We start from the raw sequence: 13,441 nt of genomic DNA, 5'->3' as shown, positions 1-13,441 counted from the left end.
GAGGGGCTCTGTGGTGGTCGGTCGCCGCCCCATGGATGGCCCTCGCCCAGACCACCACCGCGACGCCCGACCCCGCCCCCATCAGCGACGCCCCGCTGCCCACCATCACCGTGCAAGGCACCCCGATGACGCGTTCACGAGAAAGCCAGCCCGACCCGACGCGCCCCGTGACCACGGTGGGCCCGCAGTCGCTCGATCGACGCCAGCCCGAGAGCGTCTTCGAAGTGCTGAACGAAGTGCCTGGCGTGGCCGTGAACGGCGGCCCGCGGGCCAGCGGCATGGGCTTCAACATCCGCGGCTACACCGACAACGAAGACGTCGCCGTCCAACTCGACGGCGTCGCCAAGGGCTTTGAGAAATACCGCTTCGGCGGCACCTTCATCGAGCCCGACTTGATCAAGTCCATCGAAGTGCGCCGCGGCGCCAGCATCGAGAATGCTGGCGCCCTGGGTGGCACGGTCTCGGCCACCACCAAGGACGGGTCCGACCTGCTGCGCCCCGGCCAGAAAGTGGGCGGCCGCGTGCGCGCCGGCTGGGCCAGCAACAACGACGAACGCCACACCTTCACCGCCCTGTACGGGCTGGCCAGTGACACGGTGGACTGGGTGGCCGCCCACTCGCAACGCGAAGGCGGTGACCTGACACTGCCCACGGGCCAAAGGCTGGACTTGTCGTCCACCAACGCCGACAGCACCTTGCTCAAGGCACGCTGGTTCCCCAACGACGCCTGGCAATTCAGCGCGTCGTGGATCAGCTTTGGCGACGAGGGCCTGCAACCCTACGACGCCACCGGCGGCGTCGCCGGCAGCTTCGGCCGCGTGGTGCGCCGCGTCGAGGACGACACCCTGTCGCTGCGCGCGCAGTGGCAGGACAGCGAGCGCGGCCACCAGTGGAAGCTGACCGTGGGCCAGTCCCACACCAAGGTGCACGACCACATGCCCAAGGGCTACTCGGTGTTCTCCAGCTTGTACGACACCGACGACGACCTGCACTACGAACACAACACGCTGGACACCCAGGGCACCTGGCGCCTGATGAAAGGGCCGGCCAGCCAGGTGGACCTGCGCATGGGTCTGCAATGGGGCCAGCAGCAACGCACCGTGACCCGCGTGACCAGCAATGAAGCGTGGAACCAGTCGCAGTACCCCGGTGGTTTCAACCGCGCCCAACCCTCTGGGGCCAAGGACACGCTGGGCCTGTACCTGCAACCCGACTGGCGCTGGGGCCGCCTGCAGGTGCTGCCCGGCCTGCGGTGGGACCAGGTATCGGTCGACGCCGCGGGCCTCACCGTCAGCGAATTGAACAAGGCTGGACAAGCCACCACGGTGACCTACCAGCGCACGACCCCCAGCTTGAATCTCTCCTTTGACCTGGTGCCGCAACGCTGGACCACCTTCGCGCAGATGGGCCAGGCCTTCAGGCCGCCACTGATCGACGAAGTGTTCACGCAAGGTGGCTATGGCCGCTGCGTGGACGCCATCCTGACCGGCGCGACCTCTGGCGGCTACCTGCCCGGTTACGCTTCGGCCAGCCGCGTGGCGCCATCGTCGGGCATCTGCGGCGACCTGTACCAGCCCGAGACCTCGCGCAGCATCGAGTGGGGATTGAGCACACGCCAGCCGCAGTTCCTGGGCTCGGGCTTCAAGCTGCGCCACAGCCTCAGCGCCAAGCTCACCTTGTTCCGCAACCGCACCGACCACCTGCTGGAATCGATCCTGGCCCAGCCTGGCGGCAGCGGCCTCGTCGAGCAAGCGGGCTGGGAACGACGCCACGGCGCCGAACTGGAAGCGGTGATGGAGATGGGCCCGGCCTTCTCCAGCCTGGCGGCCACCCGCATCCGGGGCGACCAGTTCGATGGACGCCAGCGCCTGGCCCTGACCACCGCCCCTGCCGACAGCGTGAACCTGAGCCTGGGCTGGCGCTGGACCGCCGTGGAAGTCACCCTGCGCTGGCAGCAGGTGAGCAGCCGCCTCACCACCGTCGGCAGCCTGCAAGACCCCACCCTGACGGGCATTCAAGGCGGCTACCACCTCCTGGGCATGAGCCTGCGCTGGAACGTGAACCCCCACCTGAACGTGAACCTCAGCGGCGACAACCTGCGCAACGCCGCTTACAAGCTCAGCAATGGCTTTGGTGGCGGCCAAGGCACCGACGCCCCCGGCCGCAATGTGCGCGTGGCACTGACCGCGATCTATTGACCCTTCCTTGACGGAGCACCCCCGATGATCACCGACACCAACCACCTGACCTCGCTGCGCGAGCAGTTTGCCGCACTCCGCGCCCAAGGCTTGCGGGCCCGCGATGCAGCGCGCAAGCTGGCACTCAGCGAAGGCGATGTGATGGCCGCGCACGCCGCCAACCAGATGCACCCCGACGTGGCCGAGCACAGCCTGTACACCACCATGCCGCTGGACTCGGACTGGGTCAACCTGCTGCAAGGCCTGGAGAACTGCGGCCCCGTGATGGCCTTGACCCGCAACGACAGCGTGGTCCACGAAAAGATTGGCGTGTACCGCAACGTCAGCGCCACCGGCCTGATGGGCCTGGCCCTGGGCCCCGAGATCGACCTGCGCCTGTTCCTGTCCAAGTGGCACGCCGGATTCCACGTGGTCGAGCACACGCCCAAAGGCGAACAGCACAGCTTACAGTTCTTCGATGCGCACGGCCGCGCGGTGCACAAGGTCCACGCCCGCCCGCAGACCGACCTCAATGCACTGGAGGCGCTGGTGCAGCGCCATGCGCGGCCGGAGGCGCGCCCCGTCTTCATGCCCGGCTCGCCTTTGCGCCCACCGATCCTGGCGGATGACCGCATCGACGCGCCAGGACTGAGGGAGGCCTGGTCGGCCATGAACGACACGCACCAGTTCTTCACACTGCTGCGCAAGTTCGAGGTCGACCGCGCACAGAGCTTCCGGCTCATGGAAGGCGTGCACACGCGCCGCACACCGCTGGTCAGCGTGCAGTGGCTGCTGGAAGCGGCGGCGGGCACCGGTTTGCCCATCATGGTGTTCGCGGGCAACGAAGGCTGCCTGCAGATCCACACTGGCGCCGTGCACCGCATCGAGGTCATGGGCCCCTGGCTGAACGTGCTGGACGAAGGCTTCAACCTGCACCTGCGCCACGACCATGTGGCCGAAAGCTGGCTGGTCACCAAGCCCACCGTCGATGGCCCCGTGACCTCGATCGAATTGTTCGACGAGCAAGGCCAGGTCATTGCCATGTTCTTTGGCGAACGCAAACCCGGCAAGCCCGAGTTGCCGGCCTGGCGGGCGCTGGCGCATCAACTGGCACAAGGTCCGGTCACGGTCGCGCAAACGGAGGCCGCGTGATGAACGCCCACCTTCTGATGAAGCGCCGGGCCTGGCTGCGCCTGGCGTCGGCGTCGACCCTGCTGGCTTCGGCTTCACCCATGAGTTGGGCCCAGGCCAACACGCCCAGGCTGATCAGCCTGGGCGGCGGCATGACCGAGGTCATCTACCGCCTGGGGGCCGAGCGCTGGCTGGTGGCCACCGACACGACCAGCGTCTTCCCCGAAGCCGCGCTGCACACGCCGAAGGTGGGCTACATGCGCGCGTTGTCCGCCGAAGGCGTGCTGTCGCTCAGACCCACCGCCGTGCTCGGCACGCACGAAGTCGGCCCGCCCGCCGTGCTCGACCAACTCCGCGATGCGGGCGTGGCCTTGCAACTGGTGCAGGCCGACCACAGCTTCGAAGAGCTGCTGGCCAAGGTCCAGGCCGCGGCCCAGGCGAGCCAGCGGCTGGCACAAGGTGAGGCCCTGGTCGCCGAGTTGAAACAGCAGTGGCGCGCGGTTCAACAACGGGTGCAGAAGGCCCCGACCTCCAAAGCCCCGCGCGTGCTGTTCGTGATGGCCCACGGCGGCAAGGCCCAGGTGGCCGGACGGGCCACGGCGGCCCACGCCATGCTGGCATTCGCCGGCGCCCGCAACCCCTTGGCTGAGTCGAGCGGCTACAAAAGCCTGACGCCCGAAGCCGCCGCCACCGCGCTGCCCGACGTGATCCTGACGACGGCGGAGTCCATCCAGGCCAGTAGCGGCACCGACCGCTTCTGGGAACACCCCGGCCTGGCCTTCACGCCCGCTGGCCGCGCCAAACGCCTGGTCGTGATGGACATGCAATTCCTGCTGGGCTTCGGCCCGCGCCTTCCCGCCGCCGTGGCATCACTGGCGCAGCAATTGGGCACGGTTCCGGCATGAGCACGGCCATGACCTCGCGGTCCCCGGTGTCAGCGCCTCGCCATCTCTCGGCGCGGATGCTGGCGCTGATCGGCACCACCACCCTGGTGCTGGCCCTGGCCTTCGGCGCCACGCAAGGTGCCTACCCGATCCCCTTGAACGGCCTGTGGACGCTGCTCACCTCGCCCGCACCATGGGCCACGCACCCTGATGCCCAGGTCTTCTTCCACATCCGCGCGCCACGGCTGCTGATGGCGCTGCTGTCCGGCGCGGGCCTGGGCCTGACAGGCGCTGTGGTGCAGGGCCTCTACCGCAATCCCCTGGCCGACCCCAGCCTGATCGGAGTGACCAGCGGCGCCGCGCTCGGCGCGGGCGTCGCCATCGTGCTGGGCTCCGCCATGCCGCCCGAGTGGTGGAGCTTCCTGGGCCCATCGCTGCCCTTGCTCACCGCCTTCCTGGGCGGCCTGCTGGTGACCGCGCTGGTGTGGCGCTGGTCCAGCATCCAGGGCCAGGTTCGCCTGCCCTTGCTGCTGCTCATGGGGGTCGCCGTGAATGCCTTGGCGGCGTCCGGCCTGGGCTGGCTCAGCTTCATGGCCAACGACGCCCAACTGCGTTCCCTGACCTTCTGGCTGCTGGGCAGCCTGAGCGGCACCCGCTGGAACAGCGTGGCCTGGGCCACTGGCCCCGTGCTGCTCGCCTTGTGGCTGACCTGGCGCCTGGCCCCGCAGTTCAATGCGCTGGCACTGGGTGAAGCACAAGCCCGCCTGATGGGCGTGCCGGTGGACCGCCTCAAACGGCATGGCGTGTGGTGGTCGGCCCTGGTGGTCGGCGTGCTCACCGCGCACATCGGCATGGTCGGTTTTGTCGGCCTGATCGCGCCACATGGCGTGCGCCTGCTGGTGGGCGCCGACCACCGCGCCGTGCTGCCCGGATCGGCCCTGCTGGGCGCCATCCTGGTCATCCTGGCCGACACCGCTTCGCGCACCGTCGTCGCCCCGGTCGAGCTGCCCCTGGGCGTGCTCACCGGCCTGCTGGGCGCCCCCTTGTTCTTGTGGATGCTGCGCCAGCGGCACGCCACCGTGTGACTGAGATAAGGAGCCACCATGAGCCTGACCGCCTTCGACCTGCGCCTGAACAAAGCCCAGCGCACGCTGCTCGACATCCCCCGATTGAGCCTGGGCGCGGGCAAGCTGCACGCCCTGCTCGGCCCCAATGGCGCGGGCAAATCCACCCTGCTGAACGCCCTGGCCGGGCTGGAGCACAGCGTGCTGCGGCAGGTGCGCCTGCTGGGACACCCGCTGTCACATTGGGACACCCTGGCGCTGGCGCGCGTGCGCGCCCTGCTGCCGCAGGACAACCCCGTGCCCTTTGACTTCAATGTGCGCGACATCGTGCGCATGGGCCGCTACCCGCACAGCGACCAACCGCATCCGCGCGAAGCCAGCCTGGTGGACGACGCCCTGCAGATGGCGGGTGCACTGCAGCTGGTGCACCAACGCTACGAACTGCTGTCCGGCGGCGAAAAAGCGCGCGTGCACCTGGCCCGCGTGCTGGCCCAGGTCTGGGCCCACCCCGACCACCCCACCGAACGCTGGCTGCTGCTGGACGAACCGACCGCCGCGCTCGACCTGGCCCACCAGCACACCGTGATGCGCCTGCTGCGCGAGCTAACCCGGCAAGGCGTGGGCGTCATCGCGGTGCTGCACGACATCAACCTGGCCGGGGCCTATGCCGATCAGGTGCTGGTGATGGACCAAGGACGCATCGACACCATTGGCGATTGCGAACAAGTGCTGCAACCCTCTTTGGTGGAACGGGTGTGGGGCGTCGTGTGCGAAAGACTGCCACGCGAGGATCCGGCAAGGGGGTGGCTGGCGTTCTCCTGAAGGACCGCAGATCCGTTGCAAGACAACAACAACGATGCCCCGCCCCCTGCTTCAGGGGGGCACCTCTCAGTCTTAACAATGTTGCGAATTGTTATCATTTGCGAAGTTATTCCCGTCTGGGACCGTGTTTTCATTTTCGGAGCAAGTTGTAATGTCTCGCCAACGCACCAATCCCGCGCTGCCCCTGGGTGCGCTCGCCGCCGGTTTCGGCCTGAGCCTGATGGGCTCGAGCGTCCTCGCCCAAACCGCCACCGACGCTGCCAAGAAAACCGACGCAGCTTTGCCTGAAGTCACGGTGCAAGGCACCATTGATCGCACGCCTCCCGCGAAGAACACCTACCAGGCCACCACGACCACCATTGGCAAGGGCAAACAGGAACTGCGCGACATTCCTCAATCGGTGACCGTCGTCACTGAAAAGCTGATGAAGGACCGCGGCCTCACCGACATCAAGGACGTGCTGCACACCACCGCCGGCGTCACCTTCCTGGCCGGCGAAACCGGCGAAGAGGACATCCGCCTGCGCGGCTTCTCGCTGAGCCAGTCGGGCGACATCTACATCGACGGTCTGCGCGATCCTTCGCTGTACGAACGCGACACTTTCAACAACGACCGCATCGAAGTCCTGCGCGGCTCGGCCTCGATGTTGTTTGGCCGAGGCTCCACAGGTGGCGTGGTCAACCAGGTCAGCAAGCAACCCTACCTGATGACCCAGCACGAGGTGGAAACCACCGTGGGCACTGGCAAGATGGTTCGTCTCACCGGTGATTTCAACATCCAGACCAGCGACACGGCCGCCTTGCGCATCAACGCCATGACGCAGGATGCCGACAACCGCGGCGCCACCGTGTCCAAGCGCGGCATCGCGCCCACCTACCGCTGGGGCATCGGCACCGCTGACGAATTCACCGCCAGCCTGTACCACCTGCAGTACGACAACAACCCCACGTACAACCACCCCTGGATCATCGTGAACGGGCGCATCAATCCCGTTCTGGAAGCCGACCACTTCTACGGCCTTGACAGCGACCACAACAAAGGCAACGTCACCTATGGCACCTTGAGCCACCTGCACAAGTTTGGCAACGGTGGCGAACTCAAGACCACGCTGCGCCAGGGCTACTACAAGCGCGACCTGCTGGCCACCACGATCCGGTTTGTTCCCGCCAGCAGCACAGTGCCGGCCACCACTCTGGACAACCTCAGCGACAGCACCGTGCTGCAACGCAATGCCTCCAAAGGCCGGATCGCGGCCACGCGCAATACCCTGCTGCAAAGCGACTACAACCAGACTTTCAAGTTCGGCTCCATGACGGACACCCTGATCACCGGCGCCGACCTGTCCTGGGACCACGCCTCACGCGCGAACAACTTCCCCAACCTCGGGGCGCCATTTGCGTCCACCACGGTGGGCACGCCCGACAATGGCGCTGTGGCGCCTGATTTGCGCGGCGCCATCCCCTACAACCACTTCTTCGCCCGCAATTTGGGCCTTTACGCTCAGAACACGCTGGCCTTCACGCCCCAGTTCAAGCTGATCACGGGCCTGCGCAATGACCAGTTCAGCGCCACGTACCACACCGCTGCCGGCGCCAGCTTCGCACGCGACGACAGTCTGTGGAGCGAACGCCTGGGCTTCCTGTTCCAGCCCAACGAAGCAGCATCTTTCCACGCGTCTTACGGCACGTCCTTCAACGTTTCAGGCGACACCTACCAGTTCGCCGTGCAGGGCCCCAGCGCCAAGGACGCCAACACCCCACCCGAGAAGAGCCGCAATTTCGAGGTCGGCGCCAAGTTCAATCTGCTGGACCAGCGCCTGTCGATCAATCCCTCGATCTTCTATTCCGAGAAGTACAACGAGCGCAACACCGATCCGGACAGCGCAGCCACGCAGCAATTGCTGTCGGGCAAGCGGCATGCCGCTGGCGTCGACCTGGACATCGCCGGCAAGGTCACCAAGGATTGGGAAGCCTACCTGTCCTATACCTGGATCCCTGACGCCAAGATTGACAAGAGCAACGTCACCACCGGCAATGCGCCGCGCCAGGGTGACCGTCCAGGCCTGACCCCCAAGCACAGCGCCAGCCTGTGGAATACCTACCAGCTGACGCCGCAATGGCGCATCGGTGCCGGCTTGAACCACCGTGGTTCGCAAACGCCAGCAACCAGCCGGGCGGTCAAAGCGTCGGACTTCACCACGGCCGACCTGATGGTGGAATACACCATCGACTGGCGCATGAGCGTGCGCCTGAATGTCAACAACGTGACCGACGAGTTGTACGCCGACGGCCTGTACACCGGTTTCTACACACCTGGTGCAGCACGCAACGCACAGCTGAGCTTCAAGTTCACGTTCTAAACTGTGGGGTCTTGAACCCCACCTTTCACCGCCATGCTGCTTCAGATCCCGGATGTCCTGACGCCTGAAGAGTTGCGTGCCCTGCACGGACACTTGGGCGAAGCGGCATGGCGAGGCGGCCGGGCCACGGCCGGAACACAGGCCGTGCATGCCAAGAACAACGAGCAAGTGGTTCCTGGCAGCGAGCAGGCCAAGGCCGCGCAGAACCTGGTCCTGCAGGCCTTGAGCCGCCATGCCTTGTTCTTCTCAGCCACGCTGCCCCGGAAGACCTTCCCACCGCAGTTCAACCGCTACGGCCATGACACCAACCGCTACGACGACCATGTCGACGGCGCCGTCATGCACTCCGCCGCCACTGGCGAAAGGGTTCGCACCGACATCAGTTGCACCCTGTTCCTGACCGAACCGGCCGAGTACGATGGCGGAGAGCTGGTCATCAACGACACCTTCGGCGCACAAAAGGTCAAGCTCCCCGCTGGCCACTTGGTGCTGTATCCCGCCAGCAGCGTGCACCGCGTCGAACCCGTGACACGGGGCCAGCGCGTCGCCAGCTTCTTCTGGATCGAAAGCATGGTGCGTCGCGACGACCAACGCCGGTTGCTCTTCGACATGGACATGGATTTGCTGCGCCTGCGCACTCAGCATGGCGAAGACCCCTCCGTGGTCGGCTTGACCGGCCTGTACCATAATCTCCTGCGCATGTGGGCCGACTCCTGATGATCCGGGTTCGGCCTTGCGCTCTGACAGGAAGCCTCCCATGAAAGCACACCTCATCCTCTCCTTCGCCCTGTTGGCGGCCACCCCAGCCCTGGTCCACGCCCACGGCGATTTCAAGTGCAGCGAACCGCCCGCCGAATGGAAGAAGCGCGACGAGCTGGTCAGCAAGCTTGAGAAAGAAGGCTGGCAGATCCGCAAGATCAAGGTCGACAACGGCTGCTACGAGGTCTATGGCTTCGACAAGCAAGGCAACAAGAAAGAGTCTTACTTCAACCCCAAGACACTGGAAGTGGTCGGCAACATTCTGCAGTGATCCAGGTCTGGGATCGGCTGGTCCGCCTGCTGCACTGGACCTTGGTGCTGGCCGTCGCCACGACCTGGCTCAGCACCATGGACCTCGGCCTGGGCTGGGCCCATGAACGCGCAGGCTATGTGGCCGCTGCCGTGGTGTCGGGCCGGCTGCTGTGGGGTTGGGTGGGTCGCCGATATGCCCGCTTTGCCCAGTTCGTGCGCCCCCCTTCCGAGGTCCTCGCTTACAGCCGACAAGTGTGGCGCCGGCAGGAGCCCCGCCACATCGGCCACAACCCCTTGGGCGGCTGGATGGTGCTGGCCTTGCTGGCCTGCACCGCCGGCACGGCCTTCACAGGCTGGCTTCAAACCACCGACCGCTACTGGGGCTCCGAACCCCTGGAGTTCGTCCACACGGGCCTGGCCTGGACCCTCCTCGGCCTCATCGCCCTGCACCTGGCCGGCGTCGTCTTCACCAGCCTTCGCCACCGCGAGAACCTGGTGCGCGCCATGATCACGGGCCGCAAACCAGCCCCTCATGGCGATGACGTCGCCTGACACGCCATGAGCGCCACCACGCCCGAACTCGGCAGCATCCCACCTGGCACGGTCAACCTGAGCGACTACACCGCCCATGCGCGTGCGCGGCTCGACGCCAATGCCTGGGCCTATTTCGGCGGAGGCGCGGGTGATGAACTCACCATGCAGGCCAACCGAGACGCCTGGGATGCGTTGAGGCTGCACCCACGCGTGCTGCGCTCGCTCACCGGCGGGCACACGCGCTCGACCCTCTTGGGGCGCATGCTCGAACACCCCATCCTGCTGGCCCCCGTGGCCTTCCAGCGCCTGGCGCATGCCGATGGCGAACTGGGCACCGCCTATGCCGCGGCCGCGCAAGGCGCGGGCCTGGTGCTGAGCACACAGGCCAGCATGCCGCTTGAACACATCGCACAGGCCGTGTTGCCCGACCCGGGCCGCGGCCCCTTGTGGTTCCAGCTTTACCTCCAGCACGACAAGGGCTTCACGCAAGCCCTCGTGCAACGTGCCGAGCAAGCCGGCTACGAAGCCCTGGTGCTCACCATCGATGCCCCCTGCAGTGGCGCGCGCGACCGCGAACGCCGGGTCGACTTCCAACTGCCCGCAGGCATCGGCGCGGTCAACCTGGCCGGCCTGAGCTCACGCGTTCCCGCGACCTTGCAGGCTGGCCAAAGCGCCATGTTCGACGACCTGCTGACCATGGCCCCCACCTGGTCCGACATCGAATGGCTGCAAGGCATCACCCGCCTGCCCATCCTGCTCAAGGGCATCCTTCACGAAGACGATGCCCGGCAAGCGCGCGCTTTGGGCGTATCAGGCCTGATCGTGTCCAACCATGGCGGCCGCACGCTCGACACCGCCGTGCCCACCGCCTGGGCCTTGCCGCGCATCGCGCAAGCGGTGGGCCACGACCTGCCCTTGCTGGTCGATGGCGGTATCCGGCGGGGCACCGATGTGCTCAAGGCCCTCGCCCTGGGCGCCGATGCGGTCATGATCGGGCGGCCCTATGTGCATGCGCTGGCCACGGCCGGCGCGCTGGGCGTGGCCCACGTCATCCGCCTGCTGCGCGATGAGTTCGAGATCGCCATGGCCCTGACTGGCTGCGCCACGCTGGCCGACATCACGCCCGCGGTGTTGTTCCAACAGCCTTAGCACACGGTTTTGACGCCCTGAGGTCAATGGCCTGAACCCGAGCGGGTCTCCAGCCACCGCCGCGCCGTCACGCGAGCGTCACACGCCGCAGGCAGATTCCGGGCCTTCAACAACCCTTTGAAGGACCCCCATGGACGCCCCTGAAGTCTCGACGTCTCGCCGCACCCTCCTCAAAGGCGGTTCCGCCGCCATCGCCGCCGCATTCGGTGGCCCGATCGCCGCACTGGCCACCCGCGTGGCCGAAGCTTCCACGTCCAGCTGCATGGCGGGCACGTCTTCCGTTTTGCTCGACAGCCCTTACGGCCCCCTGTCTCCGGTCAATGACCTGACCACCGGCCTGCCGCTGATCCAGTTGCCACCAGGCTTCTCGTACAAATCCTATGGCTGGACCGGCGACCTGATGGCCGATGGCCTGCCCACGCCCAGCACGCACGACGGCATGGGCGTGGTGTTGTCGCGCCGCGTGGGCCGCAGCAACGAACTGGTGCTGGTCCGCAACCACGAGCGCAGCAATGGCAGCTCGGCCTCGGGCATCATCGGTGCCAGCCGCGCCTCGGTCGCCAAGTACGACACGGGCATCACCTCTTCCGGCATCACCGGCTACCAACAGGGCGGCACCACCAACCTGATCTGGCGCGATGGCAACTGGGCCGAGAGCTATGCCTCGTTCGGCGGCACTTACCGCAACTGCGCGGGTGGCTCGTCGAATTGGGGCTCGTGGATGACCTGCGAAGAAATCCGCAGCAACACCGTCAGCAGCACCGGCAAGAAGCACGGCTACATCTTCGAAGTGCCGGCCGACACGAGCCTGACCGCCGCCAACGTCAATCCCATCATCGGCATGGGCCGCATGGCCCACGAAGCCTGCGCGCTCGATCCCCGCACCGGCTACTGGTACCTGACCGAAGACCAAGGCAACGCCAACACCCTGTACCGCTTCCTGCCCAACAACGCCAGCGGCGGCCTGAACTCGCTGCACGCGGGCGGCGTGATGCAAGGCCTGAAGGTCAAGAACGTCAACAACGCCGACATGCGCATGCCCACGCTGTGCCAGGAGTTCGACGTTGAATGGGTGACCATCGAGAACCCGGACCTGGACGGCGCCACGCTGTCATCCGTGGTGGGCAACGTGTCGGCCAGCGGCCCCTACATCCAGGCCTACGCCAAGGGCGCCGCCATCTTCGGCGCCAATGAAGGCGTCTGGGTCACCAACGGCGTCGTGTTCTTCACCGACAAGCAGGTCACCGCCAACCCCAACCGCGCTGGCCGCATCTGGGCCCTCGACCTGACCACCCAGGTGCTGCGCGCCGTGTTCGTCAGCAACGACATCCGCGTGGGCAACTCGCCCGACAACCTGTGCGTGAGCCCGCGCGGCGGCGTGCTGTTCTGCGAAGACGGCAGCTCGTCCGGCCTGACCAGCAGTGGCACCACGGTGTCCGTGCCGGCGCAGCGCCTGATGGCTTTGCACCCCAATGGCGGCTCGTACGAATTCGCCAGCAACAACTACAACTTCACCGCAGCCCAACTGGCCGCCGCGGGCAAGTCGGGTGCCACCACGGGCAACCAGCGCAACACCGAATGGTGCGGCTCGGTGTTCAGCCCGGACGGCCGCGTGCTGTTCGCCAACCTGCAAGGCCCCGGCATCACCGTGGCCATCACCGGCCCCTGGGCCAACGGCACGCTCTGAGCCTGCCTCAGCCCATGTACCAAGGAGTTTTCTTCATGAAAAAAATCATCATCGCATCCCTGGCCCTGTGCGGCCTGGCCAGCGCACCCGCCTTCGCCGCCAACTTCATCGGCAGCACTGGCGGCACCAGCATCGTCACCGACTACAGCGGCAGCGGCCTGATCTCGTTCGACCTGGACCTCCATGACAATGCACCGGTCACGCTGAGTTACCAGCTGACCGCCGCCGACCTGTTGTCCGGCCTGGACTTCAACGCCGTGCTGCGCAACCTGACCGGCGCCGGGCTGAATCAATTCAGCTTCGGCCTGGGCTCGGCCAGTTTCCAGTCGATGGGCACCGTGACCCGCAGTTTCGACACGGCCTACACCTTGTCGAGCAGCCAGGGTGGCCAACTGGCCGTGATCGGCTTCGGTTCGCCCGAGTACCTGGACGTGGCCATCGGCAACCCGCTGGGCAACCCCAGCGCGCAAAACTGGGTGATCGACACCTCCGGCTTGAACGCCGGTGATGTGTTGACCATCACGGCCTCCGTGCCCGAACCCGAAAGCTGCATCATGGCCTTGCTGGGCCTGGCCGCGGTCGGCGCTTTGGCACGCCGCCGCCAAGCCTGATCCACAGGCTTG

The 13,441-nt window shown here is 66.5% G+C and carries 12 protein-coding genes; all 12 read left to right on the top strand.

The window, feature by feature from the left end; translation table 11 throughout:
• Positions 1 to 35 precede the first annotated feature (35 nt).
• The 12 genes from ACREB4_RS00950 to ACREB4_RS00895 all read left to right on the top strand — a co-directional run bounded on the left by ACREB4_RS00950 (position 36) and on the right by ACREB4_RS00895 (position 13,429).
• Positions 36 to 2,198: a TonB-dependent receptor domain-containing protein gene (locus tag ACREB4_RS00950; RefSeq protein WP_431586303.1), complete on the top strand. Its 2,163-nt coding sequence runs from the start codon at positions 36 to 38 to the stop codon at positions 2,196 to 2,198.
• Positions 2,199 to 2,222: 24 nt separating this feature from the next.
• Entirely contained in the window at positions 2,223 to 3,329 is a 1,107-nt protein-coding gene (locus tag ACREB4_RS00945) for a hemin-degrading factor (RefSeq protein WP_431586302.1), read from the top strand.
• A complete protein-coding gene (locus tag ACREB4_RS00940) occupies positions 3,329 to 4,213 on the top strand; it encodes a heme/hemin ABC transporter substrate-binding protein (protein WP_431586301.1) in 885 nt (294 codons plus the stop codon). Before ACREB4_RS00945 ends, ACREB4_RS00940 begins: the two co-directional genes overlap by 1 nt.
• Before the next feature lie 8 nt (positions 4,214 to 4,221).
• Entirely contained in the window at positions 4,222 to 5,277 is a 1,056-nt protein-coding gene (locus ACREB4_RS00935; RefSeq protein ID WP_431586300.1) for a FecCD family ABC transporter permease, read from the top strand.
• An 18-nt stretch (positions 5,278 to 5,295) separates the two neighbouring features.
• Positions 5,296 to 6,078 (top strand): heme ABC transporter ATP-binding protein, encoded by a 783-nt coding sequence (locus tag ACREB4_RS00930; protein WP_431586299.1) that lies wholly within the window; start codon positions 5,296 to 5,298, stop codon positions 6,076 to 6,078.
• Positions 6,079 to 6,229: 151 nt separating this feature from the next.
• Positions 6,230 to 8,437 (top strand): TonB-dependent receptor, encoded by a 2,208-nt coding sequence (locus ACREB4_RS00925; RefSeq protein ID WP_431586298.1) that lies wholly within the window; start codon positions 6,230 to 6,232, stop codon positions 8,435 to 8,437.
• 33 nt (positions 8,438 to 8,470) lie between these two features.
• The gene (locus ACREB4_RS00920; RefSeq protein WP_431586297.1) at positions 8,471 to 9,154 is read left to right on the top strand and encodes a Fe2+-dependent dioxygenase; all 684 of its coding nucleotides are present in this window, start codon (positions 8,471 to 8,473) and stop codon (positions 9,152 to 9,154) included.
• Positions 9,155 to 9,194: 40 nt separating this feature from the next.
• Positions 9,195 to 9,467, top strand: a complete 273-nt coding sequence (locus ACREB4_RS00915; RefSeq protein ID WP_431586296.1) for a PepSY domain-containing protein — start codon at positions 9,195 to 9,197, stop codon at positions 9,465 to 9,467.
• Positions 9,464 to 10,000: a cytochrome b/b6 domain-containing protein gene (locus ACREB4_RS00910; RefSeq protein WP_431586295.1), complete on the top strand. Its 537-nt coding sequence runs from the start codon at positions 9,464 to 9,466 to the stop codon at positions 9,998 to 10,000. Before ACREB4_RS00915 ends, ACREB4_RS00910 begins: the two co-directional genes overlap by 4 nt.
• Positions 10,001 to 10,006: 6 nt before the next feature.
• Positions 10,007 to 11,131, top strand: a complete 1,125-nt coding sequence (locus tag ACREB4_RS00905; protein WP_431586294.1) for an alpha-hydroxy acid oxidase — start codon at positions 10,007 to 10,009, stop codon at positions 11,129 to 11,131.
• 130 nt (positions 11,132 to 11,261) lie between these two features.
• Positions 11,262 to 12,818 (top strand): PhoX family protein, encoded by a 1,557-nt coding sequence (locus ACREB4_RS00900; RefSeq protein ID WP_431586293.1) that lies wholly within the window; start codon positions 11,262 to 11,264, stop codon positions 12,816 to 12,818.
• A 35-nt stretch (positions 12,819 to 12,853) separates the two neighbouring features.
• Complete coding sequence (locus tag ACREB4_RS00895; RefSeq protein WP_431586292.1) at positions 12,854 to 13,429, top strand: PEP-CTERM sorting domain-containing protein; 576 nt, start codon at positions 12,854 to 12,856, stop codon at positions 13,427 to 13,429.
• The last annotated feature ends 12 nt before the right edge of the window (positions 13,430 to 13,441 follow it).

It is taken from the genome of Aquabacterium sp., from assembly GCF_050725395.1.
Lineage (GTDB): Bacteria > Pseudomonadota > Gammaproteobacteria > Burkholderiales > Burkholderiaceae_C > Aquabacterium.
Note: the sequence above shows the minus strand (reverse complement) of the source record. Positions and strands in the feature narration are given on the sequence as shown.

Coding starts and splice junctions, on each gene's coding strand:
- ACREB4_RS00940 (WP_431586301.1), top strand. CDS start 3,329: ATGAACGCCCACCTTCTGATGAAGCGCCGGGCCTGGCTGCGCCTGGCG.
- ACREB4_RS00900 (WP_431586293.1), top strand. CDS start 11,262: ATGGACGCCCCTGAAGTCTCGACGTCTCGCCGCACCCTCCTCAAAGGC.
- ACREB4_RS00905 (WP_431586294.1), top strand. CDS start 10,007: ATGAGCGCCACCACGCCCGAACTCGGCAGCATCCCACCTGGCACGGTC.
- ACREB4_RS00920 (WP_431586297.1), top strand. CDS start 8,471: ATGCTGCTTCAGATCCCGGATGTCCTGACGCCTGAAGAGTTGCGTGCC.
- ACREB4_RS00935 (WP_431586300.1), top strand. CDS start 4,222: ATGACCTCGCGGTCCCCGGTGTCAGCGCCTCGCCATCTCTCGGCGCGG.
- ACREB4_RS00895 (WP_431586292.1), top strand. CDS start 12,854: ATGAAAAAAATCATCATCGCATCCCTGGCCCTGTGCGGCCTGGCCAGC.
- ACREB4_RS00950 (WP_431586303.1), top strand. CDS start 36: ATGGCCCTCGCCCAGACCACCACCGCGACGCCCGACCCCGCCCCCATC.
- ACREB4_RS00945 (WP_431586302.1), top strand. CDS start 2,223: ATGATCACCGACACCAACCACCTGACCTCGCTGCGCGAGCAGTTTGCC.
- ACREB4_RS00925 (WP_431586298.1), top strand. CDS start 6,230: ATGTCTCGCCAACGCACCAATCCCGCGCTGCCCCTGGGTGCGCTCGCC.
- ACREB4_RS00930 (WP_431586299.1), top strand. CDS start 5,296: ATGAGCCTGACCGCCTTCGACCTGCGCCTGAACAAAGCCCAGCGCACG.
- ACREB4_RS00915 (WP_431586296.1), top strand. CDS start 9,195: ATGAAAGCACACCTCATCCTCTCCTTCGCCCTGTTGGCGGCCACCCCA.